This window comes from Kitasatospora sp. NBC_01246 (assembly GCF_036226505.1).
Lineage (GTDB): Bacteria > Actinomycetota > Actinomycetes > Streptomycetales > Streptomycetaceae > Kitasatospora.
The window spans coordinates 3,867,345-3,892,381 of sequence record NZ_CP108484.1; the positions used below are offsets into that span (position 1 = coordinate 3,867,345).

The following is a 25,037-nucleotide window of genomic DNA, read 5'->3' on the forward strand; positions in this document are numbered from 1 at the left end:
GTCGCGACGCGATGTGCCGGCGGCCGGAGAACCCGGCTCAGCACTCGCGCACCGCGCCCCCTCGGTGGCCCCGTGCCGACCCCGCCGGCCGCCACCCGCGCAGCACCCCGCCTCCTCCGCCGTCGCCGTTGCTCGCCGCCGGTCGTCTCGTGCTGCCCCCGTACCGCCCTCGCGCCTCCTCCGCCGTCGCCGTTGCTCGCCGCCGGTCGTCTCGTGCTGCCCCCGTACCGCCCTCGCGCCTCCTCCGCCGTCGCCGTTGCTCGCCGCCGGTCGTCTCGTGCTGCCCCCGTACCGCCCTCACGCTGCCCTCGCGTACTGCCCCGTCGCACGGCTTCGCGGTGCCCTTTCGTGCGCTCCCGCGCTCCCTGTGTCTCCCCCGCCGCGGCGCCACGCTCCGGCGCACGCCGGGGCGGGAGGACGGCCGGGTGCCTTTCCCCATCGCCACGGATTCCGTCCTGAATTTGGCGATGATCACACCTAATGCCCATATCCGGAAGATCTCCGGCCACTTAGCACCGTTCCGCGAACCCACGAAGACCGGCATAGCCGACATGTCCTGACGGGGGACATGAGAATTGCCCCGGAATCCCTTCCGAATCCTTGACAGCCGGCCCCGTCCACGCCGCGACAGCCCTGCGGGCCACCGGGGCGGATGCCCCGGTGGCCCGTCCGGTTCGGCGGGTCAGAGCACCGCCGCCGCGGGCCGTTCGGCGGAGCTCGCGGCCCCGGCGGGCTTCAGGACGACGGCCGTGACCACCAGGGCCAGCGCCAGCAGCCCGGCCGCGACCGCGAAGGCCAGGCGGAACCCGCCGGTCAGCGCCTCGGCCGCGGGGTCTCCGGCACCGCTCAGGGTTCCGGTCCGGGCGGCGGCGAGGGTGGTGAGGACGGCGACGCCGAGGGCCGCGCCGACCTGCTGGGTGGTGTTGAAGAGGCCGGAGGCGGTGCCCGCGTCCGCCGCGCCGGCGCCCGACATGCCCAGCGCGGTCAGGCCGGAGAGCACCAGCCCGCCACCGCCGATCAGCAGCATGGTCGGCAGCAGGTGGACGGCGTAGTCGGCGTCCGCCGGCAGCCGGACGAGCAGCCCGAGCGCGGCGACCAGCAGGGCCAGTCCGGCCATCAGGACATTGCGCTCGCCGAAGCGGGCGTTCAGCCGGGCGGAGAGGAAGAGCGACACGGCTCCGATGGACACCGCCGCCGGGAGCATGGCCAGACCGGTCGCGGCCGCGCCGTAGCCGAGCACGTTCTGCAGGTAGAGGGCGAGCAGGATCTGGAAGCCGAACATCCCGGAGATCGCGAGGACCTGCACCACGTTCGCCCCGGCGACGGTCCGGGAGCGGAGCATCCGCAGCGGCAGCAGCGGCTGGGCGGCACGAGCCTGGCGCAGCAGGAAGCCGGCCAGCAGCAGGGCGGCGAGCGCGCCCAGGCCGAGGGTGCGGGCGGAGGCCCAACCGTGTTCGCCGGTACCGACGATGGTGTAGATGCCGAGCATCAGGGCGGCGGTGATCAGCACGGCGCCGAGGGTGTCGGCGCCGGCCCGCAGGCCCGGGCCGCGGTCGGTGTCGAGCACCCGCACCGCGAGCAGTACGGCGGCGAGGCCGAGCGGCAGGTTGATCAGGAAGATCCAGTGCCAGTTCAGGGCCTGGGTGAGGACGCCGCCGAGGACCTGGCCGATCGAGGCGCCGGCCGCGCCGACGAAGCTGAAGGCGCCGATCGCCCGGCCGCGCTCGCCCGGCTCGGGGAAGAGCGTGACGATCATGCCGAGGCTGACCGCGGACGCCATCGCCCCGCCGACGCCCTGGAGGAAGCGGGCCGCGATCAGCATGCCCTGGCCGGTGGCCACCGCGCAGAGCACCGAGGCGGCGGTGAAGAGGGCGAGCCCGGCGACGAAGACCCGCTTGCGGCCGATCAGGTCGCCGAGCCGGCCGGCCAGCAGCAGCAGTCCGGCGAAGGCGATCAGGTAGGCGTTGACCGTCCAGGTCAGGTCGGCCGACGAGAAGCCGAGGTCCGCCTGGATGGCCGGCAGCGCCACCGTGACGATGGAGCCGTCCAGGATGATCATCAGCATCCCCGCGCAGAGCACCGCCAGGGCGAGCGCACGGGAACGGGCCGAGGCGGCCCGGGTCGGGGCGGGCGCATCCGGGGCGGATGCGCTCCGGGCCGGTGCGCCCGGGGTGGGCGTGCTGGGGGCGTGCGTGGTCATGGCGGGTCTCCCGGTTCGTCGAGTACCGGGTATGACGCTAGCAGATTGTTTTGTTCGGGACTATCTTTCTCTGGAAGGTCTCTTTCGAGATGCTCAGCTCCGGGAGCGACGGGCTCGCCGGACCGTCCGGTCGCTCTCCACCGGCTCCGCCAGGTGCCCGCCCACCAGCTGGGTCAGCGCCGAGACGAAGACCGTCCGCTCGGGCTCGGGCAGCGACTCCAGCACCTCGCGGTGCACCCGGTCGGCGATCGCGGTGCCCTCTTCGACGGCGCGCTCGCCCGCCTCGGTGACCGAGATGATCCGCGCCCGGCGGTCGGTGGCGGACGGGCGGCGCTCCGCCAGGCCCGCCTTCTCCAGCTCGTCCACGGTGACGACCATGGTGGTCTTGTCCAGGTCCGACAGCTCGGCCAGCTGGATCTGGGTGCGCTCGGTCTCCAGCGCGTGGAACAGCACGCAGTAGGCGCGCGGGGTGATCCCGAGCTCGGTGAAGGCGGCCGCCATCCGGGTCGCCAGGACATGGCTGGCGTGGTCCAGCAGGCCGGAGAGGTCTCGGATCCGGCGCACCGGCGGGCTCGTCGTCATACGTCCGAGCGTAGCAAGGCCGTCTGCCGGCAGATGATCCCGTGAACAACGATCCCGCGGGGCGGCGGCCCGCGGTACCGGCGGGCGGGCGGGGCAGGGCGGCGGGCGCGGCCCGGCCTACGGAATGCCGAGCTCGAACAGCGCGTACCCGGCGTACCAGCCCGCCGCGAGCGTCGGCATCGCGCACAGGCCCAGCAGGGTGGGCACCTTCACCCGGCGCAGCGCGACCGCCAGCCCGATGAAGAGCGGGAAGGCGGGCAGCAGGTAGCGCGAGATGTTGCCGAAGATCTGGTTGCTGCTCAGCGCGGTGAAGACGGTCAGCAGCGTGTAGACCACCAGGACCAGCGGCGGCCGGATGCGCAGCAGCAGCACCAGCAGCGCGGGCAGGAGCATCAGCAGGGCCACCGCGATCAGGTCGGGCGCGGGGTTGGACTGCCAGAAGTCCCAGTGCCCGGTGATCACGTCCAGGAAGGTGCGCGAGGTGGAGGCGCCCCAGTCGAAGTAGCGGTTCCAGGCACCCCGCTGCAGCTTGAAGTAGCCGCCCCAGTCGCCCATCCGGTAGCCGACCCAGCCGACGTACCAGACCAGGCCCCACGGCGTGATCAGCATCGCGGTCAGCGGCCGCGCGACGCCGTCGGTGCGCCGGACCAGTGCCACCAGCGCGGAGATCGAGACGGCCGCGATCAGCGCGGCGGCGGTGGGCCGGTTGAGGCCGGCCGCGAAGGCGAGCAGGCCGGCGGCGAGCCAGCGGTGGGTCATCACGCAGTAGCAGGCCCAGGCGGAGATGGCGACGAACAACGAGTCCGAGTAGACCGCCCACTCGACGCCCGACCCCGGGAAGAGGCCCCAGATCACCGCCGCGATCACCCCGGCCCGGAACCCCCCGAGCCGCTCGGCGACGGCGAAGACGCCGGCCGCCGCGACGAACGAGGCCACCACCGAGACCGCGATGCCCGACCCGTAGGGGCCGAGCCCGGTGACGGCGCCGACCAGGCGCATCAGCCACGGGTAGAGCGGGAAGAACGCGGCCGAGTTCTCGTAGTAGGTGGCGAGCGGGAAGCCGTGCAGCGGGACCAGCTGCGGGTGGTAGCCGTTCTCGGCGATCCGCTGGTACCAGACGCCGTCCCAGGTACCGAGCACGTCCCAGGGCTGGGCACCCCCGCCGCGGCCCGGCTCCTTCCGGAGGAAGTCACCGGTGTGCGAGAGCAGCAGCAGGAGCACGGCCAGGCCGGTGGCCTTCACCACCGCGTACGCGCCGAGCGCGGGCGCGAACCGGTCCACGACGGCGCCGAGGCGGCCCTGCCGCCCGGCCTCGGCCGAGGGGGCGCCGGTGCCGGACGGCTCGGCGCTCGCCGGCTCCGCGCTCGATGTACTCGATGCCGTGCTCATCAGCTCTGGACTCCCGCCCCCGCTCGTGGTCGGCGCGGCCACGATCGCGCCGCCGAGCGAGCCTACGGCACGGGATCGGGCCTCTCCGGCCGACCTTCCGGTGCCGCCCCGGACCCGGCGCGGACCCGCCCCGGAGCCACCCCGGACCGGGCGCGGCGCCGGGCAGCGGGCCGCCGCCGCCCGGGTGGGGGCGGCGGCGGGGTGGGCGGGGCGGGTCAGCCGTGCAGGTAGACGATGCCGAGCTTGGTGAGCCGCCAGAGCTGGTTGGCGGCGCCGGTGTCGGTGGCGAGCTCGACCAGGGTGTTGCCCTTGGCGTCGCGGCTGCCGCCGGCGGTGGCGACCTTGGTGCGGTCCTGGGAGTCGGCCAGCTTGTAGAGGCCGTCGCCGGCCGGCTCGAAGACCCAGTGCTGGTTGCCGCCGCCGTTGCAGCCCCACTGCTGGAGCCGGGTACCGGGGGCGGTGGAGCCGGCGTCGGCGTCCAGGCACATGTTCCGGTTGCCGCTGAAGTCGAGCTCGTAGCCGCCGCCCTGCTTGGCCTCCAGGACGAAGGACTGGTTCAGCCCGCCGGTGGGGGTGTAGGTGAGGGCGCCGCGGCCGTTGGTGGAGTCACCGTAGGTGCCGCCGCCGGAGAAGTCGAGCGCCTTGCCGTCGGCGGCGGAGGTGAGCTGGTACCAGGCGCCGTCCTCCGGCCCGTCGCCGAACGGCTTCCCCGGGGTGAGCGGCTGGATGGAGGTGGTGTTCCGCTGGTCGAGGGTGCAGTAGGCCTGCTGCTGGTCCGGCCTGGCGTAGAACTGGCCGAGGCAGACGCCCTCACCGCGGTAGCCGGCCACCCGCAGGTGGTAGGACTGGCGGACCATGTTCATGCAGAGGCCGGGGATGCCGATCTGCTGGTCGCAGCCGTTGCGGATCCACTCGGCGAGGTTGATCACATCGCCGTTGGTGTACTCGTACGGCGAGCTGGTCCACTCGGCGCAGACCTCGTGGCCGAAGGCGACCCGGCGCTGGTCCAGGTACCGGACGCCGGGCACCTGTTCGGCCGCGGCGCGCAGGGTGTCGCTGAAGAGCGGCACCACCCAGTTGTGGCCCCACGCGAGGTCCTCGGGGAACGCCGGACAGCCGTCGGCGACCTTGCCGACGTAGTCGTTGCGGCGGATGTCCGGGGTGATCGGGTTGAAGTAGGACTGGTAGACCAGCTGGTAGGCGTTGTCGGCGTAGCCGGCCCGGCGCATGGTCTGCCGGATGTCGCGCAGCGCCGCGACCACCTTGGGCTGGACCGCCCTGGCCCGCTCGGCGATCTCCGCGCTGCCGATGGTGTCGCGGCAGCCCTGGTCCTTGGGGACGGGGAAGTACTGCGCGAGGCAGTGCATCATGATCCCGCTGAAGTCGAAGTCGTCGTTGGCGCCGATCGTGACGACGACCATCTTGACGTCGTACCGGCCTGCCACGTCGGCGAGTTGGACGTCCTGCTTGGGCTCGCCGAAGTCCCCGCTGCCGGAGCCGGTGATGGCGGCCAGTTCGGGGTCGCTGACCAGGTCGCCGGTCTGGGCGCCGGAGCAGGCCAGGTCGATCGGGGTGACGTCGGGGATGCCGGTGACGAAGATCTCCGACTTGGGGTGCCGGTGGCAGTAGTTGGTGGGCGAGTCGGTCTCGGGGAAGTAGCCGTCCCCGGTGTCGGTGCCGGCGCCCTCCCCGGAGATGGCGCTGTCGCCGAGGGCGACGACCGCGGCCGGGCGGCCGGTGGCGGAGGCCGCGGAGGAGGCGCCGGAGTCGGCGAGGGCGGTGGGGGCGCCGACCAGACCGAGGGCGGCGACGAGGGCGCCCGTCGCGAGCAGTGCGCCGTAGGGGGAGCGGCCCGCGACCGACCGGGATCCGCGCGCGCCTGACAGGGGTGACCTGATCACTCGTGACTCCTTGCGGGGTGGGGGACCGCCCGACCGGGGACGCCGGACGGCTCGGAGCAAAGAAAGGTGAGCAGGTCTCATATTCTAGGTACTGACAAGTAACGCAACAAGGCTCCGGACAGCACCGGCCGGGACGCCCCCGGCCGGGCCCGCGTCCGCCGGCGGCGCCGGAGAACGCGGAGAGCCGCCGCCCCGCGCCCCAGGAGGGAAGCGCGGAACGGCGGCTCGCGCCGGCCGAACCGGGCGTCGGTCAGCCCGCGTTGACGCAGTGGTTGCCGAACGCCGGGTTCAGCAGACCGATGATGTCGATGGTGTTGCCGCAGAGGTTGACCGGGACGTGGACCGGCACCTGGACCTGGTTGCCGGAGATGACGCCGGGGGAACCCGCGGCGACACCCTCGGCGCCGGAGCTGGCCATCGCGGTGCCGGCACCGGCCGCCACGATGCCTACCACGGCGGCACCGACGGCGGCCGTCTTCTTGATGCTCATAGGAGCCTCCTGACTGATCGACAGAACTGCACGGGGAGTGCGACATCTAGAACGACACCCGTCCGGCCCGGTTGCTGCACCGCCCCCTTTGTCACCCGGCTGGCCCAACGGGCCCGGGCCTCCCGGCATTCGGGTGATCACCGGACCCGACCGTTTCCCTCCGGCCACTGCCTCGTTCTCCCTCTCGGAACCCGTTCCGCACAGGCCCACGAGACGAATCGAGTACCGCACATGCGCAAGCTCGCCCACGGCGCCCTCGGCACGGCGGCCACCGCCGCCCTGCTGGCCGCCGGCGCCGGCGTCGCCGTCGCCCACCACGCCCACGGCGCGTCCGCCGAGGGCGTCGCGGCCGGCTCGCCCGGGGTGGCCTCGGGCAACCAGTTCGAGATCCCGGTGCACGTCCCGGTGAACCTGTGCGGCAACTCCGTCGACGTCGCCGGCCTGCTCAACCCGGCCTTCGGCAACCACTGCGCGAACGCCTGAGCCGGCGCGGAACGGCCGCCCGGCCCACCGGGCGACCCATCGACTCCGGGAGATCCGCCGCCGGTCCGAGCCCGTCCGGAATCGCTCCTGGTCGCGCGTCTGCGCGAGTTGTTCCCGGCCGTGCGGGAATTCCTCGCGACGCGCGGGTGCAGCGGCGGCCTCCCCTCGTCCAAGCCACGGGCGACACGCGCCACTTGGGCCGCCAGAGTGACAATCACGGCAATCCCAGAAACCAGCGGGCGATGATTTCCCTTCGCCCGGCTCCCGACTCATTCCATTTACGGTCGGGCAGAAAACGGAGGAAGAACCACATGCGTAACCTCAAGAAGGCCGCCGCCCTGTCCCTCGCCGCCGCCGGCCTGGTCGTCGGCGCGGCCGGCGGCGCGTTCGCCAGCTCCGGTGCCGAGGGCGTCGCCGCCGGCTCCCCCGGTGTGCTCTCCGGCAACCAGATCCAGATCCCGGTGCACATCCCGGTCAACGTCTGCGGCAACTCCATCGGGGTCATCAGCATCCTGAACCCGGCGTTCGGCAACAACTGCGCCAACATCGGCTGAACCGGCGGTCGCCGCACCGGCGACGGCAGTTCCACCGAGTCCGTGCCGCATCCCGCCCCCGGGCGGGATGCGGCCCGCTCAACCCGTGTGTGATCGAGGAGATCAACCCCATGCAGAACGTGAAGAAGGCCGCCGTCCTCTCCGCCGCCGCTGCCGGCCTGGTGCTGGGCGCGGCGGGCTCCGCCGCCGCCAGCTCCGGTGCCGAGGGCGTGGCCGCCGGCTCGCCCGGCGTGCTCTCCGGCAACCAGCTGCAGATCCCGGTGCACATCCCGGTGAACCTCTGCGGCAACTCCGTCAACGTGATCGGCGCCCTGAACCCGGCGTTCGGCAACAGCTGCGCCAACGTCGAGGCGCACCCGCAGCCCGCCGACGACTGCTGATCCCCGATCGGCACGCGTACCGGCCGAACTGCCCCCCGTCCAGCCGGTCGGGGGGCAGTTCGGCATACCCGGGCGCAGTACGGCCGCCCGGGGACCCGATCTCCCGAAGGTGACTGAGCATGGTTGCGAAGAGCATGGTTTCGATGAAGAGCGGGGCCGGCCTGGCCGCCGCCCTGGGCGCCGCGATGCTGCTCGGCGCCGGCGCCGGCACGGCGCACGCGGCGCCGGCCGAGGGCGGCGCCAGCCTGGCCAAGACCGACCTCGCCCAGGCGCTGGGCGGCACCACCACCGGTCTCGGCTACGGCATCGCGCCGGTCAAGGACCTGCGCGTCGACCCCTGGGCCAACTCCTCCGCCGACGTGCTGAACAACGGCGCGACCGTCCAGCCGGAGGACACCGGCCTGGCCCCGGTCAGCACCAGCACGCTGACCGGTCCGCTGAGCGCCGGCGGCGGTCCGCGCGACCTGCCGGTCGTCGGTCAGCTGCTCGGCGCCCTGCCGGGCTGAGCACCGGCGCCGCACGGCCGGGAGCCCGGCGCGCCCTCCGCGGGGAGGGGGCGCCGGGCTCCCGTGCGCGCCGGGTCGGCCCGGACCGGCTCAGAGCTGGGCGAGCCCGGTCAGACCGCTCTGCTCCACGACACCGGTGGTGGTCGCCGTGGCGGTCGTGGCGAGGTTCCCCACCGAGTCGGTGACGGAGATCCGCTCGTCCTCGTTGCCGAGCGTCGCCTTGGCGCCCGGGACGGCCTGCACCGCGCCGGTGACCAGCCGCGGGTCGATCTCGCCGACCTTGAGCGTGCCGTCGGCCAGCTGCCCGGTGCCGTCCTGGGCCAGCGCGAGCGGCTTGCCCAGGCCGATCCCGGGGGTGTCGGCGTGCAGCGGGGCGGCCGGGGCCTCCAGCAGCAGCTCGCCGAGGTCGGCGCCCTGGTCGACCAGCGGCAGCGGGAGCTCCGCCTTGGCCGAGGGGCCCACCTTGCCGGTGCCGAGCTGGGGCACGATCCGCTCCGGGAGCAGCTCGTTGCCGGTGGTGCGGCCGGGCACGGCCGGCATCACCAGGGAGGTGGGGATGCCACCGGAGATGCGGCTGTCCAGAGGTGCGAGCGGGACGTCGAGGGGGACCTGCTGGGTGGCCAGCCGGTCCTCCAGGGCCCCGACCTGGTCGGGACTGACCGCGGCGGCGGAGGCCGCGCCCTGGGAGGCGAGCACGCCCGCACCGACCGCCAGCAGCATCGCGCCGGCCCGCTTGGAGAACTTCATGCTTTTCACCGTTCTGCCTGTCCGTACTGGGGATCTGGGGGTCGGCCGCGCGCAGGGCGCAGCCGAAAGCAATCTGTCTCAACGAGACACCCGGAGCCCTGATTGCGGCCGTTAACCGGTTCGGCCTAATAATCCGACCGGAATCCCCCGGAAGTCGCGCCTCCCGGACTCTTTTCAAGAATCCCCGTAACCTTCCGTGGCGTCATTCTTTGATCTGAATGTCAGTGACCGCAGACCGGGCCTGAGCGTTCTACGCGTTGTACGCACGGAAACCAAAAGCATTCCAGAGAGGGATCTCCCCATGATCCAGAAGTCCTTCGCCGCCGCCGGCCTGGCCGTCGCCGCGCTGGCCGCCGCTGCGGCGCCGGCCTCGGCCATCGCGGACTCGGACGGCTCCGCCGCGTCCCTCCAGGGCAACGGCGGGACCAACTTCACCGGCACCGTCGGTGACAACAGCCCGAACTTCCACTTCCTGGACAACGCGAACGTCTGCCTCCCCGAGATCCACAACATCGCGGTCGGCGTGCTCGGTGTGGCCGTCCCGGTCGAGGTCCCGATCGCCAACAGCGGTGGCAAGCAGTACTGCACCCAGGGCCAGGGCACCCAGAGCAAGGGCGACTCCGGCGTCTCCCACCTCATCGGCTGACCTGCCGACCCCGCACCACCTCCTGAACCACCCTTCGAATCGCTCCCCGATTCATCCCCCGAGAGGAAACCCGAAATGATCAAGAAGACCCTCGCCGCCGCCGGCCTGGCCGCCGCCGCCATCGCGATGTCCGCCGGTTCGGCCTCCGCCATCGCCGACTCGGACGGCTCGGCCGTCTCCGCCCAGGGCAACGGCGGCACCAACCAGACCGGCACCCACGGCAACAGCTCGCCGAACTTCCACACCCTGGACAACGCGAACATCTGCCTGCCGGAGGTCCACAACATCGCGGTCGCCGTCATCGGCGTCGCGGTTCCGGTCGAGGTCCCGGTCCTGAACAGCACCCCGAAGCAGATCTGCAACGTCGGCCAGAACACCCAGTCCTCGGGCGACGCGGGCGTCTCGCACCTGATCGGCTGATTGCCGCCACAAGACAGCGACGGAGGGCCCGGGGACGTGTCCCCGGGCCCTCCGGGCTTCGGTGGATCGACTGTCCGGTCGGCCCGTACCCACGGGCGCGGGCCGTCCGGGTGACAGGCCGTCGGGGCGGCGCGTGGAGCGCCGCGGCCGACGGCAGCGTGTGTTCACGTGTCAGTGGCAGGGCGCTCCGACCGAGCGCTCCGGAAGAGAGGGCAGATCCAATGAAGAACAAGCTGGGCAAGGCCGCGCTGACCGCCTTCGGCGCGCTGGCGCTCGCGGGTGTCGCCACCCCGGCGTTCGCGCACGTCGGCCTGGCCGGTGGCGGCGAGTTCGTCGCCTCCGCGCACCCGGTGTTCGCCGCCGGTGAGTGGTACGGCCTCGCCCACACCTCGCACATCCACACCGGCGCGCATGCGTTCGGCGCCGCCACCTCCACCGACGCGCTCGGTGGCCTGGAGGGCTTCGCCCACGTCGGCTGACGCCCGGGTGGTACGACGGAGGCCGGACCCCGCCCGGGGTCCGGCCTCCGTCGTGCTCACGGCTCCGACTACTTGATCATCGCGGCGGTTTCGAGTGCCCAGTAGGTGAGGATCTGCTCGGCCCCGGCCCGGCGGATCGAGGTCAGCGTCTCCAGGATCATCCGCTCCCGGTCGATCCAGCCGTTGGCCGCGGCGGCCTCGACCATCGCGTACTCGCCGGAGACCTGGTAGGCGACGACCGGCACCGGCGAGGCGTCGGCCACCTGGCGCAGGATGTCCAGGTAGGCCATCGCGGGCTTGACCATCACCAGGTCGGCGCCCTCGGCGACGTCCAGCTCCAGCTCGCGCAGCGACTCCCGGGCGTTCGCCGGGTCCTGCTGGTAGCTCTTGCGGTCACCCTTCAGCGAGGAGCCGACCGCCTCGCGGAACGGGCCGTAGAACGCCGAGGCGTACTTGGCGGTGTAGGCGAGGATGCCGGTGTCCTGGTGCCCGGCCTCGTCCAGGGCCTTGCGGATCACCCCGATCTGACCGTCCATCATCCCGGACGGGCCGACCAGGTGGACGCCCGCGTCCGCCTGCACGCGGGCCATCTCGGCGTAGCGCTCCAGGGTCGCGTCGTTGTCCACGCTGCCGTCGGCGGCCAGCACGCCGCAGTGGCCGTGGTCGGTGTACTCGTCCAGGCAGAGGTCGGACATGACCACCAGGGAGTCGCCGACCTCGGCGACCACGTCCCGGATCGCCTGCTGCAGGATGCCGTCCGGGTTGGTGCCCTCGCTGCCGACCGCGTCCTGCACCGCGGGCACGCCGAACAGCATGAGGCCGCCCAGGCCCGCCTCGGCCGCCTCGACCGCGGCCTTGCGCAGCGTGTCGCGGGTGTGCTGGACCACGCCGGGCATCGACGACACCGGGACCGGCTCGCGCACGCCCTCGCGGACGAACAGCGGCAGGATCAGCTCCGCCGGGTGCAGCCGGGTCTCGGCGACCAGCCGGCGCATCGCCGGGGTCGAGCGCAGCCGGCGCGGGCGAACGTACGGGAATTCAGCGGACACGGCTTCTCTCTCCGAACGGTTGGGCGGCGCCGGGGGCGACGGTCGGCCGCCCCCGGCCCCGGTTGGTGGGGCGCCGGCCTCAGCGCGCCTTGCGGCGCGAACCGGGACGGCGCTCGCTGGGCCGGTAGACCGGCTCGCCCGCCGCGGTCGCGGTGTCGCGACGCCTGGCCCCGAAGTCTGCCAGGGCCTGGGCCAGCGCGGCCGCCGACGGCGCCGGGGCCATCACGTCGACCCGCAGGCCGTGCTCCTCCGCGGTCTTGGCGGTGGCCGGGCCGATGCAGGCGATGACCGTGACGTTGTGCGGCTTGCCGGCGATGCCGACCAGGTTCCGCACGGTCGAGGACGAGGTGAACAGCACCGCGTCGAAGCCGCCGCCCTTGATCGCCTCGCGGGTCTCGGCCGGCGGCGGCGAGGCGCGCACCGTCCGGTAGGCCGTCACGTCGTCGACCTCCCAGCCCAGCTCGACCAGGCCGGCGACCAGGGTCTCGGTCGCGATGTCGGCGCGCGGCAGCAGTACCCGGTCGATCGGGTCGAACACCGGGTCGTACGGCGGCCAGTCCTCCAGCAGCCCGGCGGCGGACTGCTCGCCGGACGGCACGAGGTCCGGCTTCACGCCGAAGTCCACCAGGGCCTGCGCGGTGGTCTCGCCGACCGCCGCCACCTTGATCCCGGCGAACGCCCGGGCGTCCAGGCCGTACTCCTCGAACTTCTCGCGGACGGCACGCACCGCGTTCACCGAGGTGAAGGCGATCCACTCGTAGCGGCCGGTGACCAGGCCCTTGATCGCCCGCTCCATCTGCTGCGGGGTGCGCGGCGGCTCGACCGCGATGGTCGGCACCTCCTGCGGCACGGCGCCGTACGAGCGCAGCTGCTCGGAGAGGCCGGTGGCCTGCTCCTTGGTGCGCGGCACCAGGACGTTCCAGCCGAACAGCGGCTTGGTCTCGAACCAGGAGTGCGAGGCGCGGTGCGCGACCTGCTCGCCCACCACGGCTATCACCGAGGTCGCCGGGTCCACCGGGGCGGAGACCGGCGAGGGCAGCACCCGGGCCACCTTGAGGTCCGCCGCGATGGTGGCCAGGGTGGCGGTGAAGGTGCGCTGGCGGGTGGTGGTGCCGGAGAGCGTCGCGCTGAGCGCCGACTCCGGCTTGCGGCCGTTGGAGACCAGCGCGTTGGCGGTGGCCGGCAGCTGGCCCAGGGTGGTGCGCACCACCAGGGTCGTCTCCGGCGCGCCCAGGTCCACCGGGCTGCCGGCGAGCAGCGCGGCGCCGTCCACGAAGCGGACGTCGGTACCGCCCACACCGCGCAGCGGGACACCCGCGTAGGCCGGCACGCCGACCGACTGGGCGACGCCCGGGATCACCTCGAAGTGGATGCCGTGGCCCGCGCAGCCGAGCATCTCCTCGGCGGCGCAGCCGTCCAGGCCGGGGTCGCCGTCGACGGTGCGCACGACGTGCTTGCCCGAGCGGACCGCCTCGGCGACCAGCTCGGCCAGGTCGAACTCCGGGCCCTCGGCGCCGGGGGTGTGCACCTGCACACCGGCCGGACAGTGGCTGCGCACGGCGGCGGCGGTGAGCGGGTCGGCGACCAGGACGTCGGCCGAGGACAGCACCTCGACCGCGCGCAGGGTCAGCAGGCCCGGGTCCCCGGGGCCCGCGCCCAGGAAGGTGCACCGGCCCGCGGCGGGCGTCCCGCCCGGGAAGGGGCTGTCGGCCGGGAACGGCGTCTCGGTGGCGGCGGTGGGGCTCATCGGGCTCGCTCCCCCATCAGGGCGGCCGCGCCCGCGTCGAGCAGCCGGGCGGCCAGCGCGCGGCCGAGGGCCGCCGCCTGCCGCTCGGCGGTCTCGTCGAGGACGATCGGACCGTTGGCGGACATCTTCAGCAGGGTGGCGCCGTCGACGGTGCCGACCACGCCCTCCAGCCGCAGTTCGTACTCGTGGCCCCAGGTGGCCAGCGCGGCGACCGGTGCGGAGCAGCCGGCCTCCAGGGTGGCCAGCAGGGCCCGCTCGGCGGCGACCGCGGCCCGGGTGGGGGCGTGGTCGAGGGCCGACAGCGCGGCGGCCAGCTCACCGTCGGCGCGGGCGCACTCGATGGCGAGCGCGCCCTGGCCGGGTGCCGGGAGCATCAGCTCCGGGTCGAGGTGCTCGGTGACCTCGGCGGCGCGGCCGAGCCGGTTCAGGCCGGCGGTGGCCAGCACCACCGCGTCCAGCTCGCCGGAGGCTACGAAGCCGATCCGGGTGTCCACGTTGCCGCGGATCGCCACCGTCTCGATCTGGGCGCCCCGGCCGCGGGCCCAGGCGTTGAGCTGGGCCATCCGGCGCGGGGAGCCGGTGCCTATCCGGGCGGTGCGCCCGGCGCCGGCCAGCTTCTCCACCAGCTCGTCCAGGGCCAGGCCCTCGCGCGCCACCAGGGCGTCGCGAGCGTCCTCGCGCGCGGGGACGGCGGCCAGCGCCAGCCCCTCGGGCTCGGCGGTGGGCAGGTCCTTCAGCGAGTGCACGGCGAAGTCGATCCGGCCCTCCAGCAGCGCGTCCCGCAGGGCGGAGACGAAGACGCCGGTGCCGCCGATCTGCGCCAGCGCCTCCTTGGAGGTGTCGCCGTAGGTGGTGATCTCCACCAGCTCGACGGGGCGCCCGGTGACCCTGGTCACCTCGCGGGCGACCATGCCCGACTGGGCCATGGCGAGCGCGCTGCGCCGGGTGCCGAGCCGCAGCGCTGCTGCGGTGGCGGCCGGGGCCTGGTCGGTGAGCGGTTGACCATTCATGAGGTGATCGTCCCGGTGGTACTCGTGGGATGGCTGACGGTTCATCTGGCGCCCCCGCCCGAAGGCTGGGTGCCGATCGGGGTGCCCGAGACCGCGTGCACGGCCGCCGGGTCGAGGTCGAACAGCTCGCGCAGCGCGTCCGCGTAGGACGCGCCGCCCGGCTCGGCGGCGAGCTGCTTCACCCGCACGGTGGGGGCGTGCAGCAGCTTGTCGACGACACGGCGGACGGTCTGGGTGATCTCGGCGCGGGACCGCTCGTCCAGGGCGGGCAGCCGCGAGTCGAGACGGCCCAGCTCGGCGGCGACCACGTCGGAGGCCATCGCCCGCAGCGCCACCACGGTCGGGGCGATCCGGGCGGCCCGCTGGGCGGCGCCGAAGGCGGCGACCTCGTCGGCGACGATGCCGGAGACGGCGTCGACGTCGCCCGCGCCGGGGGTGGCGGCGTGGGCCTGCGAGAGGCTCTCCAGGTCGACCAGGAGCGCGCCGGGCAGCTCGTGCACGGCGTGGTCGACGTCCCGCGGCATGGCGAGGTCGAGCAGGGCGAGCGGGGTCCCGCCGGCGCGTGCGGCGACCGCCGCGGCGACGTCCTCGGCCCCGATCACCACGCCGGCCGCGCCGGTGCAGGAGATCACCAGGTCGACGTCGGCCAGCGCCTCGGGCACCTTGGCCAGCTCGACCGTCCGCGCCACGTCGGCGCCGAGGATCTCGACCAGGCGCTCGGCGCGCTCGGGGGTCCGGTTGGCGACCAGCAGATCGGTGACGCCGACGCGGACCAGCGTGGCGGCGGCCAGCGAGCTCATCGAGCCCGCCCCGACCACCAGGGCGCGCTTGCCCGCGATCTCGCCCGCGCCGGCCGCGACCTGCTCCAGGCCGAAGGTGACCAGCGACTGGCCGGCCTTGTCGATGCCGGTCTCGCTGTGCGCCCGCTTGCCGACCCGCAGGGCCTGCTGGAACAGCTCGTTCAGGCCGCGCCCGGCGGTGTGCTGCTCCTGGGCCTTGGCCAGCGCGTCGCGCAGCTGGCCGAGGATCTGCCCCTCGCCGACCACCATCGAGTCCAGGCCGCAGGCCACCGAGAAGAGGTGGTGGACGGCGCGGTCCTCGTAGTGGACGTAGAGGTGGGAGGTCAGCTCCTCCAGGTCCACTCCGCTGTGGTGGGCCAGCAGCAGCGAGAGCTCGGCGACGCCGGCGTGGAACTTGTCCACGTCCGCGTACAGCTCGATCCGGTTGCAGGTGTTCAGCAGCGCCGCCTCGGCGACGGTCGCGGTGGCCGCCGCGTCGTGCAGCAGCCGGGTCGGGACGTCACCGGTCAGGGCGGCGCGCTCCAGCACGCCGACCGGGGCGGTGCGGTGGCTCAGGCCTACGACGAGGAGGCTCATGCCCGCCCCCCGGTGCCACGGATCCCGCACCGCACGCGCCCGGCCCGCTGCGACCGACGACCGCTCCGCACCACGCGCACCTTCCCGATGGTTCGCTCGCTCACGCCGGCATCACCGCGGAGAGCTCGCCCTCGCCGCCGGCCTTGCCGGGCTTGGCCTTCGCCGGCGCCTCGTCGTCCTTGGCCGGCTCGGCGGCCGGACGGGCCTTGCCGGAGCCGGCCGCGGCGCGGCGCAGCTTGGCCGCGGCCGCGCGGACCGGGCCGGGGGCGCGGTCCAGCACCGACTCGGTGCGGTCCGGCTCCTCGCCCGCCTTGCGCTGCTCGTGGAAGGCCAGGATCTGCAGCTCGATGGAGAGGTCCACCTTGCGCACGTCCACGCCGTCCGGAACGGTGAGCACCGTCGGGGCGAAGTTCAGGATGCTGGTGACACCGGCCTCGACCAGGCGGTCGCAGACCTGCTGGGCGGCACCGGGCGGGGTGGTGATGACACCGATCGAGACGTGCTGGTTCTCCACGATGGACTCCAGTTCGTCCATGTGGCGCACCGGCAGCCCGGCGGCGCTGCTGCCGACCACGGCCGGGTCGGCGTCCAGCAGGGCCGCCACCCGGAACCCGCGGGACGCGAAGCCGCCGTAGTTGGCGAGCGCGTGGCCGAGGTTCCCGATGCCGACGATGACGACGGGCCAGTCCTGGGTCAGGCCCAGCTCGCGGGAGATCTGGTAGACGAGGTACTCGACGTCGTAGCCGACGCCGCGGGTCCCGTACGAGCCCAGGTAGGAGAAGTCCTTGCGCAGCTTCGCGGAGTTCACGCCGGCGGCGGCCGCCAGCTCCTCCGAGGAGACGGTCGGCACGGAACGCTCGGAGAGCGCGGTGAGTGCCCGCAGGTAGAGGGGAAGGCGGGCGACGGTCGCCTCCGGGATGCCCCGGGCACGCGAGGGTCGGCGCGCGGCGCCCTGGTCGGGCGTCTGCGAACTGCTCTGTGGTGATCGGCCGATTGCCACGGTGCTCCTGTGGGTGAAGCTGGGCTTTGGCAGCCAGGCTATGCGTTTGTGAACGTGTGCACAAAGATGGTGTCCGATTTGTCCCCGCACAGTGATGCGCATCACGCCGACGAGTCCATAGCACCGGTCCCCGTCGGCACCGCCGCCGGGGGCTGCGCACCGGGCGGCCGGGGGCCGTACGGCGGCTCCCGGCGGAGCTGCGGGACGACCGCCCCGGCGGCGCCCGAGCGGGCCCGGCCCAGCCTCGGCCACGGCACCCGGGCCGCCTCGCGCAGGGGCGCCGCCCAGTCGTCGGGCGGGCAGGAGGGCGCGTCCAGGCAGTGCCGGAGCAGCCCCGCGGTGGCCCGGGCGTCGCCCAGCGCGGTGTGCGCGGGGAACCGGCCCAGCCCGGCCGCCTCCGTGCAGGCCGCCAGGCCGAAGCCGCCCGCCTCCGACAGGTGGGCGCGGGCCAGCCGCATCGTGCAGAGCAGCGGGACGGGCGGCAGGGCGACCCCGATCCGGGCGAACTCGCGATCGAGGAAGGCGTGGTCGCAGGTCACGTGGTGGCCGACCAGCACCCGGCCGGCCAGCAGCTCCAGCAGCCGCGGCGCGACCTCGCGGAACCGGGGGGCGCCCTCCACGTCGGCCTGGGCTATCCGGTGCACATGGGTGGGGCCGACCGGACCGGCCGGATCCAGCAGGGTGCAGAACTCGCCCTCGGGGCGGAGCCGCTCGTCCAGCAGGACGACGGCGACCTCGACCACCCGGTGCCGCCACGGGCTGCGGCCGGTCGTCTCCACGTCCACCACCGCGAAGCCCCCGCCGGCTGCGGGCACGGGCGTCCCTGGGGTCGGACCGGGAAGCATGGCGGCACTCCTCGTGTGCTCAGCCCCCCATGGGCGCGGACGAGTTCGATCGTAAGCCGACGAACATCGCCGTTCCCAGGCCCGGTACGGGATTCTTCACAACGATTCGGCGAACCGCCCCCGCCGGTCGGCGGGGGGCGGTTCGCCGCCGTCAGGCGCCGAGGGCGGCGCGCAGGCGGCGCTCGTCGACCCGCCAGAAGTCGTGCTGACGCCCGTCGATCAGGGTGACCGGGATCTGCTCCCAGTACGCGCGGTACAGCTCCTCGTCCTGGGTGATGTCCTTCTCCTCGAAGGTCGCGCCCAGCTCGCCGGTCACCCGCACGATCACCTCCCGGGCGTCGTCGCAGAGGTGGCAGCCCGGCTTGCCGACCAGGGTCACGGTGCGGTCGGCCGGCTCGGGGCTCTGGTTCTTGTCACGTCGCAGCAGTGGGCTCACCCCGCCATTGTGCGCCCGCCTCACACCGGCCCCGACGCCCGGCCGGCCCGGGCACCGCCCGCCCGGGACCCGGCGCCGGACCGATCGCTGTTCACCCGGTGGGCACGTCGCCGTCACGGCTCCTCCCGGCCCGGCTCGATATGCTCGACGGCATGGCCGTGCTCCGAAGGCTCACCCCGTCAAGGCGTTCCACCACCGAGCGGAACGCCCTGGCCGGCGAGGCCGCCGCCGAGGCCGCGGAGGCCGCCCTGCGGGCCGCCACGGACGCCCCGCACGACCCGGACGCCCCCGCCACGCCGACCGCCGCGCACGCGGCGACCGCCCCGGACCGCTCCGACGAGCGGCCCGCGAAGGCCCCCAAGGCACCCGCCGGCAACCACACCCCCGAGCGGGACGACCCGCGCGCCGCCGCCTTCTTCGACTGCGACAACACCATCCTGCGCGGCGCCGCGATCTTCTACCTCGGCGTCGGCCTCTACCGCCGCGGCTTCCTCACCCGCCGCGACATCGCCCGGTTCGCCTGGCAACAGGCCTGGTTCCGGCTGCACGGCACCGAGGACCCGGACCACATGGCCGACGCCCAGCACACCGCGCTCGGCCTCGTCGCCGGCAAGCGCACCGCCGAACTCGAAGCCATCTGCGAGGAGGTCTTCGAGGAGGTCATCGCCGAGAAGATCTGGCCCGGCACCCGGGCCCTGGTCCAGATGCACCTGGACGCCGGCCAGCGGGTCTGGCTGGTCACCGCCGCACCGCTGGAGGTGGCCCGGGTGATCGCCCGCCGGCTGGGCATGACCGGCGCGCTCGGCACCGTCGCCGAGGCCCGGGGCGGCCTGTACACCGGCCGGCTGGTCGGCGACCTGCTGCACGGGCCCGCCAAGGCGGCCGCCGTCGGCGCGCTGGCCCGGCGCGAGCGGCTCGACCTGGAGCGCTGCGCCGCGTACAGCGACTCGGCCAACGACATCCCGATGCTCTCGCTGGTCGGCCACCCGTACGTGGTGAACCCGGACGGCGCGCTGCGCCGCCACGCCCGGGCCCAGGGCTGGCGGGTGCGGGACTTCCGGACCGGGCGCAAGGCGGCCCGGGTCGGGCTCCCGGCCGCCGCCGCGCTCGGGGTGGCCGCCGGGGCGACGGCCGCCGGCATCGCCCTGCAGCGCCGCCACCGCGCCTGAGCCGCGGACCGGACCGGGGTGGGGGGCCACGCCCGGCGGCCACCGCCGAACCACCCCCCTGCGAGGGTGACCGGCCGTCAATCCGTACACCGAACATGGCCCCCGTACGGGCTAACTCCCCTCCGCCGGCCGGGAGCCCGAAGAGCCTGAACGAAGCTGTCACTGGGTGACCGGTTCTGATCGTTCGTCAGACGGGGAAAGTCGGGGGTTACCAAGGCCAACCAAGGGGAAACCGGCCGTCCGACCGCCTAATTGGTCACCCGGTGCACATGTTCGATCACGTTGAGCCGGATGAACGATGACACGTTCGGTCAGTGTCAGCCGAATATGCACGCCATGTGGATCCCAAACGACCACTTCGACCACACGGTGTAGCTGTCATTGCACAAAGCGTTATTCTCTCCTGGATGCACGTCACCCACGCGCCCCGCTCGAACGGGCGGCGCGGGCGTGCTCTCCGCGCAGGCGGAGGTGATCCGTCCACAGTTCTGCCTCTGGGAGTCCCGTGTACCCACCCGTCCGGAACGACGCGCCTGCACCCTCCCGCCCGTCGCCCGCCACCCTGCGCTCCCGCACCAGCCTGCGCGGCCGCCCGGCCTCGGCCCGGCAGATCTCCACCGGCCTGGAACTGTTGCGCACCCTGCTCCGCACCCAGCTCGCCACCTCATCCCAACTGGTGCCCGCCGGAGTCCCGTTCGGCCAGCAGCCGCAGCCGGCCGGTCTCGCCCTGCGCACCACGGCCGCCGGCTCCACCGGAACCGGCTCGCGCGGACGGACCGGAGCCACCGGCAGCAGCGGCCGCAGCCGGGCACGGACGGCCCCGGCCCCCGGCTACGAGACCGAGCACAACCCGATCATGGAGCTGGTCGAGCGGGCCCAGGCCGGCGAGAGCGACGCCTTCGGCAGCCTCTACGACCACTACGCGGACACCGTCTACCGCTACATCTACTACCGGGTCGGGAGCCGGGCCACCGCCGAGGACCTCACCAGCGAGACCTTCCTCCGCGCCCTGCGCCGGATCGGCACCTTCACCTGGCAGGGCCGCGACTTCGGCGCCTGGCTGGTGACCATCGCCCGCAACCTGGTGGCCGACCACTTCAAGTCCAGCCGGTTCCGGCTGGAGGTCACCACCGGGGAGATGCTCGACTCCAACGAGTGCGAACGCAGCCCGGAGGACTCGGTGCTGGAGTCGCTCTCCAACGCGGCGCTGCTGGACGCGGTGCGGCGGCTCAACCCGCAGCAGCAGGAGTGCGTCACGCTCCGCTTCCTGCAGGGGCTCTCGGTGGCCGAGACGGCCCGGATCATGGGCAAGAACGAGGGCGCCATCAAGACGCTCCAGTACCGCGCGGTACGGACGCTGGCCCGGCTGCTGCCGCCCGACGCGCGGTGAGCGGCGCGAAGACCGGGGGCGGTGCCGCGGACGGCACCGGCGAGATATCCGGCGGGCCGTCACCGACGGCGGCGGTCCGACACGTCCGGGTGAACGGTCGATCCGATGATCAGCCGTGCGTAACCGACCGCCCGCACCGCTCGTTGGCCAGCGTGCAAGCCTCCACCAGGCGTACGGTCAAGTCGAATTGCGACCTCTCACCCGATGGAGTGGCTTTGGCCCGCCGAGGCAACCGTCCGGCAGGCCGGGGTGTCGACAACGACGAAGGGAGGTGTGGCCCGTGACGGCAAACGTGCTGGAGCACCGGCGGGCGAAGGCCTTCGCCGAGGCGCTGGAGGCCCACCAGGCAGAGGAATGCGGCGCCGCCGGTTCCGCGGCGGCCAACGCCGCTTCCACCGGCGCCGGTTCGGCCGCGATGGCGGAGCTGGTCGGCATGGTCGGCGCACTCGGCGCGCTGCCCGGACCGGCACTGGACCAGGAGGTCCGAACGGTCCAACGCGCTCAGCTGATGGCCGCGTTCGAGCAGGTCTTCGCCGGTGGGCCGGGTGCCGCGGTGCCCCGCCAGCGCGGCCACCGGGCGGTCCGGACCGCCCCGCGCGGCCGCTGGAGCCGCCGGTTCGCGATCGGCGGCCTGGTCGCCGGGCTCGCCGTCGGCAGCCTCGCCGGCGCGGCCGCCGCGAGCGCCAACGCCCTCCCCGGGGACACGCTGTACGGCATGAAGCGCGGTCTGGAAGGGCTCCGGCTCGACCTCGCGGACACCGACAGCGAGCGCGGCGAGCTGCTGCTGGACAACGCGGCCACCCGGCTCGGCGAGGCGAAGAGCCTGGTCGGCCGGACGGACCCGGGCGGCTCGCTCAGCCCGGGCACCGTCGACCAGGTCCGCAGGGCGCTCGACGACATGCACGCCGACGCCCTCAAGGGCCGCGACCTGCTGCGCTCGGTCTACCGCAGCAACGGCTCGCTGGACCCGATGCGGGCCCTGGCCGGTTTCGCCCAGGACGAGGACGGCCACTGGACGGAGCTGCAGAGCAAGCTGCCCGTCCAGCTGACCTCGCAGGCCCACCTGGTGGACCAGCTGTTCGACGACATAAGCGAGGACGTCGCGCCCCTGCGACTTGCCCAGCCCCCCGCCAAGAGCGGTGGACCGGCCGGCAGCGGGGCGGGCGGCGGCGCGGGCCATCCGGCCGACGGCGGCTCGCAGGGCGACGCCCCGGCCGTCGGCGGCAACGCCGCACCGGGCGCCGGGACGGCCCAGGGCGGCGCGGGCAGCGCGAACGGTGGCAAGCCCGGCAGCACCGAGCGGGCACCGTCCACCGGGGCGAGCACGCCCGGTGGCGGCGCCGGTGCGCCCAGCAGCGCACCGAGCAACGCGGCGGGCGCGGTCGGCGGGCTGGTCGACAACCTCACCAGCGGGCTGACCGGTCAGAAGCCCTCGCCGAGCGCGGACCCGGCACCGGACCAGGCGGCCCCGCAGCCGTCCGGCTCGCCCAGTGCCGCGCCCGGCACGGCACCGCAGGGTGTCGACGTGCCGCCGCTGATCCCCGGGCTGCTGCCCGGTCTGCGGATCCTCGGCGGCTGAACGGGCTGCATCGGCTGCATCGGCTGAATCAGCTCGACCGGCTGGCCGGGCCGATCCGGCCGAACTGCCGGACGGTCGACGGGCCGGTGGTGCGGTACGGCGTGAGCCGCCCCGCACCACCGGCCCCGCGACGCGGGAGGGGCCCGGCGGTATCCGCCGGGCCCCTCCCGCGTCCGTGCCTCACGGGCACCGGCGGACGGCCTCAGAAGAACACCGAACGCCGCTGCACCAGCAGCTTGTAGAGGGTGTGCTGGATGGTCTCGCGCACCTCGTCGGCGAGGTCGAAGGTCAGCATCGGATCGTCCGCCGCCTCCACCGGGTGGCCCTCGGTGGCGATCGGCTCGCCGAACTGGATCGTCCACTTGGTCGGCAGCGGCACCGCGCCGAGCGGCCCGAGCCACGGGAAGGTCGGCGTCACCGGCACGTACGGCAGCCCCAGCAGCCGGGCCAGCGTCCGGAAGTTGCCGATCATCGGATAGGTCTCCTCCGCCCCGACGATCGCGCAGGGGACGATCGGCACCCGGGCCCGCAGCGCCGAGGAGACGAAGCCGCCGCGCCCGAAGCGCTGCAGCTTGTACCGCTCGGAGAACGGCTTGCCGATGCCCTTGAAGCCCTCCGGCCAGACCCCGACCAGCTCGCCGCGCTCCAGCAGCGCCTGGGCGTCCTCGTTGCAGGCCAGCGTGTGACCGGCCTTGCGGGCCAGCTCGTTGATGCCGGGCAGCACGAACACCAGGTCGGCGGCGAGCATCCGCAGGTACCGCCGGCTCGGGTGGTGGTCGTGGATGGCGACCTGGGTCATCAGGGCGTCCAACGGGATCGTCCCGGAGTGGTTGGCGACGATCAGCGCGCCGCCCTCGGCCGGGATGTTCTCGATCCCGCGCACCTCGACCCGGAAGTACTTCTCGGCGAGCGGGCGCAGCAGCGAGAGCAGCACCTCCTCGGTGAGCTCGCGGTCGAAGCCGAACTCGTCCACCTCGTAGTCACCGGTGACCCGGCGGCGCAGGAAGGCGAGGCGCTCGGCGGCCCGGCCCTCCCAGCCCTTGCCGAACAGCCGGCTGGCGGCCGGGCCGAGCCGGCCGGCCAGCGCCCCGCCGACGGCGTCGGCGAGCTGGTCGGCCAGGCCGGCGGGGCGGTCGGGCTCGCTCCAGCTCGGCGCGGACTCGATCGGGATGACCTTGGCCTGGCCCGGCGCGTTCTCGGCAGCGGCACTCATCGCGGGTTCAGCTCCTGGGTCGGCTGGCATGGGAACGGGCGGCCCGCGCGTACTCCGGCCCGAGCAGCGCGGCCAGCCCGTCGGTGACGGCGGCGAGCCGCGCGGGCGGCAGCAGGCCGGCGGACTGGGCGGCGGCGAAGTCGGCGAAGGCCTCGGCGGTGGTGAACCGCGGCCGGTAGCCGAAGGTCTCGCGCAGCCGGGCGGTGTCCACCACCCGGCCGTGGGTGAGCAGCCGCAGCTGCTCCGGCGAGAAGTCGACCATCCTGGTCTGCCGGGCCAGCGCCGCCATCCAGCTGATCGCGGGCAGCAGCAGCGGCAGGGTCGGCCGGCCGAGCCGGCGGGCGCACTGGGAGAGCAGCAGGACGCCCTCTCCCGCCAGGTTGAAGGTGCCGGTGTTGACGGTGTCCGGCTCCGGCGGCAGCGCCGCCCGGCAGAGCACCTCGACCACGTCGTCCTCGTGGGCGAACTGCAGCCGGGGGTCGTAGCCGAGGACGGTGGGCAGGACCGGCAGCGCGAAGTACTCGACGAGCGGGGTGTCCGCGCCGGGGCCGACGATGTTGGCGAACCGCAGGACGGTCACCGCGACGTCGGGGCGGCGCCGGGCGAAGCCGCGGACGTAGCCCTCGACCTCCACCGCGTCCTTGGCGAAGCCGCCGCCCGGCAGGTTCTTGGGCTGGGTCCGCTCGGTGAACACGGCCGGGTCGCGCGGCGCCGAGCCGTACACGCCGGTGGTCGACTTCACCACCAGTCGGCGCACTCCGGGGGCCTTCTGGCAGGCGCCGAGCAGCTGCATGGTGCCGATGACGTTGGACTCCTTGACCGAGGAGCGGTTCGTGGAGCCCAGTCCGGTGGCGCTGACGGCGAGGTGGACGACGGTGTCGACCCGGTGCTCGGCGATCACCCGGGCGACCGCCGGGCGGCGCAGGTCCAGCTGGTGGAAGCGGTACGGGGCGGCGGGGCCGTCCGGTTCCTCGACGGGGTGCCGGGGCGGCTGCACGTCCACGCCGACCACCAGGTCGACGTCGGGCCGGCGGCGGAGCTCCGCGACGAACCGGGCTCCGAGGTGGCGCGCCACGCCGGTGACGAGCACGACCATGCCCACAGTGCTGCACCCCATTCCTCGGCCTCGGCGGGCCTGCGTGCACCGTACCGCGCCGCCGTGGCGGGCCGTGAGACGACACCGCCCGCCCGGGCCACGAGGGCCTGGACGGGCGGTGGAAGCACCGGGCGCGCAGGGCGCGGCGGGCGCTTACTTCTTGTTGCGACGCTGCACGCGGGTGCGCTTCAGAAGCTTGCGGTGCTTCTTCTTGGCCATACGCTTACGACGCTTCTTGATGACAGAGCCCACGGAACAACCCTCGCTCACTGAGACTCCCGTCCGTGAGAGACGGAGTCCATACGACTGACGGAGGGCCTAGCCTACCGTCCACGCGGCCAGGGCCGTAA

The 25,037-nt window shown here is 73.9% G+C and carries 26 protein-coding genes; 10 read left to right on the forward strand and 16 right to left on the reverse strand.

The features are described 5' to 3' along the window. Window positions 1-682: 682 nt before the first annotated feature. From OG618_RS16930 to OG618_RS16950, 5 genes are all read right to left on the reverse strand, one after another. Window positions 683-2,200, reverse strand: coding sequence for a DHA2 family efflux MFS transporter permease subunit (locus OG618_RS16930; protein ID WP_329488285.1), 1,518 nt, complete (start codon window positions 2,198-2,200; stop codon window positions 683-685). 93 nt (window positions 2,201-2,293) lie between these two features. Further along, entirely contained in the window at window positions 2,294-2,782 is a 489-nt protein-coding gene (locus tag OG618_RS16935; RefSeq protein WP_329488286.1) for a MarR family winged helix-turn-helix transcriptional regulator, read from the reverse strand. A 117-nt stretch (window positions 2,783-2,899) separates the two neighbouring features. Then, window positions 2,900-4,171 carry a hypothetical protein gene (locus OG618_RS16940; RefSeq protein WP_329488288.1) on the reverse strand — a complete coding sequence of 424 codons (1,272 nt, stop codon included), beginning with the start codon at window positions 4,169-4,171 and terminating at the stop codon, window positions 2,900-2,902. A gap of 215 nt (window positions 4,172-4,386) precedes the next feature. Further along, window positions 4,387-6,072, reverse strand: coding sequence for an RICIN domain-containing protein (locus tag OG618_RS16945; protein ID WP_329488289.1), 1,686 nt, complete (start codon window positions 6,070-6,072; stop codon window positions 4,387-4,389). 250 nt (window positions 6,073-6,322) lie between these two features. Beyond that, window positions 6,323-6,562, reverse strand: coding sequence for a chaplin (locus OG618_RS16950; protein ID WP_329488290.1), 240 nt, complete (start codon window positions 6,560-6,562; stop codon window positions 6,323-6,325). Window positions 6,563-6,793: 231 nt separating this feature from the next. On the opposite strand from OG618_RS16950, the gene OG618_RS16955 reads away from it, so the two are divergent. From OG618_RS16955 to OG618_RS16970, 4 genes are all read left to right on the forward strand, one after another. Further along, window positions 6,794-7,045, forward strand: a complete 252-nt coding sequence (locus OG618_RS16955; protein WP_329488292.1) for a chaplin — start codon at window positions 6,794-6,796, stop codon at window positions 7,043-7,045. Between the two features lie 311 nt (window positions 7,046-7,356). Then, window positions 7,357-7,599, forward strand: coding sequence for a chaplin (locus OG618_RS16960; protein WP_329488293.1), 243 nt, complete (start codon window positions 7,357-7,359; stop codon window positions 7,597-7,599). Between the two features lie 110 nt (window positions 7,600-7,709). After that, window positions 7,710-7,979, forward strand: a complete 270-nt coding sequence (locus OG618_RS16965) for a chaplin (RefSeq protein WP_329488294.1) — start codon at window positions 7,710-7,712, stop codon at window positions 7,977-7,979. Window positions 7,980-8,098: 119 nt separating this feature from the next. Then, complete coding sequence (locus OG618_RS16970) at window positions 8,099-8,485, forward strand: hypothetical protein (RefSeq protein WP_329488295.1); 387 nt, start codon at window positions 8,099-8,101, stop codon at window positions 8,483-8,485. Between the two features lie 90 nt (window positions 8,486-8,575). Here OG618_RS16970 and OG618_RS16975 read toward each other — a convergent pair whose 3' ends face one another. Next, window positions 8,576-9,232, reverse strand: coding sequence for a hypothetical protein (locus OG618_RS16975; RefSeq protein ID WP_329488296.1), 657 nt, complete (start codon window positions 9,230-9,232; stop codon window positions 8,576-8,578). Window positions 9,233-9,533: 301 nt separating this feature from the next. Here OG618_RS16975 and OG618_RS16980 point away from each other — a divergent pair, with 301 nt between their 5' ends. The 3 genes from OG618_RS16980 (at window position 9,534) to OG618_RS16990 (ending at window position 10,777) form a co-directional block, all read left to right on the forward strand. Further along, on the forward strand, window positions 9,534-9,878 hold the full coding sequence (locus tag OG618_RS16980) for a rodlet layer protein (RefSeq protein ID WP_313764319.1): 345 nt from the start codon (window positions 9,534-9,536) through the stop codon (window positions 9,876-9,878). 75 nt (window positions 9,879-9,953) lie between these two features. Continuing rightward, window positions 9,954-10,298: a rodlet layer protein gene (locus OG618_RS16985; RefSeq protein ID WP_329488298.1), complete on the forward strand. Its 345-nt coding sequence runs from the start codon at window positions 9,954-9,956 to the stop codon at window positions 10,296-10,298. A gap of 221 nt (window positions 10,299-10,519) precedes the next feature. Next, a complete protein-coding gene (locus OG618_RS16990; RefSeq protein ID WP_329488300.1) occupies window positions 10,520-10,777 on the forward strand; it encodes a hypothetical protein in 258 nt (85 codons plus the stop codon). 68 nt (window positions 10,778-10,845) lie between these two features. On the opposite strand, the gene hemB is transcribed toward OG618_RS16990, so the two are convergent. From hemB to OG618_RS17025, 7 genes are all read right to left on the reverse strand, one after another. Continuing rightward, complete coding sequence (gene hemB, locus OG618_RS16995) at window positions 10,846-11,826, reverse strand: porphobilinogen synthase (protein ID WP_329488301.1); 981 nt, start codon at window positions 11,824-11,826, stop codon at window positions 10,846-10,848. Window positions 11,827-11,905: 79 nt separating this feature from the next. After that, entirely contained in the window at window positions 11,906-13,573 is a 1,668-nt protein-coding gene (locus tag OG618_RS17000) for a uroporphyrinogen-III synthase (protein ID WP_329488302.1), read from the reverse strand. Then, on the reverse strand, window positions 13,570-14,583 hold the full coding sequence (hemC, locus tag OG618_RS17005) for a hydroxymethylbilane synthase (protein ID WP_329488303.1): 1,014 nt from the start codon (window positions 14,581-14,583) through the stop codon (window positions 13,570-13,572). The genes OG618_RS17000 and hemC overlap by 4 nt, the downstream gene beginning before the upstream one ends. Before the next feature lie 41 nt (window positions 14,584-14,624). After that, window positions 14,625-15,959: a glutamyl-tRNA reductase gene (locus OG618_RS17010; protein WP_329488304.1), complete on the reverse strand. Its 1,335-nt coding sequence runs from the start codon at window positions 15,957-15,959 to the stop codon at window positions 14,625-14,627. Window positions 15,960-16,059: 100 nt separating this feature from the next. After that, on the reverse strand, window positions 16,060-16,959 hold the full coding sequence (locus OG618_RS17015; protein WP_329488305.1) for a redox-sensing transcriptional repressor Rex: 900 nt from the start codon (window positions 16,957-16,959) through the stop codon (window positions 16,060-16,062). A gap of 101 nt (window positions 16,960-17,060) precedes the next feature. Next, complete coding sequence (locus OG618_RS17020; protein ID WP_329488306.1) at window positions 17,061-17,804, reverse strand: 3'-5' exonuclease; 744 nt, start codon at window positions 17,802-17,804, stop codon at window positions 17,061-17,063. Between the two features lie 151 nt (window positions 17,805-17,955). Beyond that, the gene (locus OG618_RS17025; RefSeq protein WP_329488307.1) at window positions 17,956-18,240 is read right to left on the reverse strand and encodes a glutaredoxin family protein; all 285 of its coding nucleotides are present in this window, start codon (window positions 18,238-18,240) and stop codon (window positions 17,956-17,958) included. Window positions 18,241-18,392: 152 nt separating this feature from the next. Here OG618_RS17025 and OG618_RS17030 point away from each other — a divergent pair, with 152 nt between their 5' ends. The 3 genes from OG618_RS17030 (at window position 18,393) to OG618_RS17040 (ending at window position 22,378) form a co-directional block, all read left to right on the forward strand. Further along, window positions 18,393-19,409, forward strand: coding sequence for an HAD family hydrolase (locus OG618_RS17030; RefSeq protein ID WP_329488308.1), 1,017 nt, complete (start codon window positions 18,393-18,395; stop codon window positions 19,407-19,409). Between the two features lie 562 nt (window positions 19,410-19,971). Next, on the forward strand, window positions 19,972-20,799 hold the full coding sequence (locus tag OG618_RS17035; RefSeq protein WP_442906945.1) for an ECF subfamily RNA polymerase sigma factor, BldN family: 828 nt from the start codon (window positions 19,972-19,974) through the stop codon (window positions 20,797-20,799). 280 nt (window positions 20,800-21,079) lie between these two features. Continuing rightward, entirely contained in the window at window positions 21,080-22,378 is a 1,299-nt protein-coding gene (locus tag OG618_RS17040; protein WP_329488311.1) for a DUF5667 domain-containing protein, read from the forward strand. Between the two features lie 202 nt (window positions 22,379-22,580). Here OG618_RS17040 and OG618_RS17045 read toward each other — a convergent pair whose 3' ends face one another. The 3 genes from OG618_RS17045 to OG618_RS17055 form a co-directional block, all read right to left on the reverse strand. Further along, window positions 22,581-23,591 (reverse strand): lysophospholipid acyltransferase family protein, encoded by a 1,011-nt coding sequence (locus OG618_RS17045; RefSeq protein WP_329488312.1) that lies wholly within the window; start codon window positions 23,589-23,591, stop codon window positions 22,581-22,583. Window positions 23,592-23,598: 7 nt separating this feature from the next. Then, window positions 23,599-24,693, reverse strand: coding sequence for an NAD-dependent epimerase/dehydratase family protein (locus tag OG618_RS17050; protein ID WP_329492149.1), 1,095 nt, complete (start codon window positions 24,691-24,693; stop codon window positions 23,599-23,601). 147 nt (window positions 24,694-24,840) lie between these two features. Continuing rightward, the gene (locus OG618_RS17055) at window positions 24,841-24,957 is read right to left on the reverse strand and encodes a 30S ribosomal protein bS22 (RefSeq protein ID WP_425311139.1); all 117 of its coding nucleotides are present in this window, start codon (window positions 24,955-24,957) and stop codon (window positions 24,841-24,843) included. Window positions 24,958-25,037: the final 80 nt, after the last annotated feature.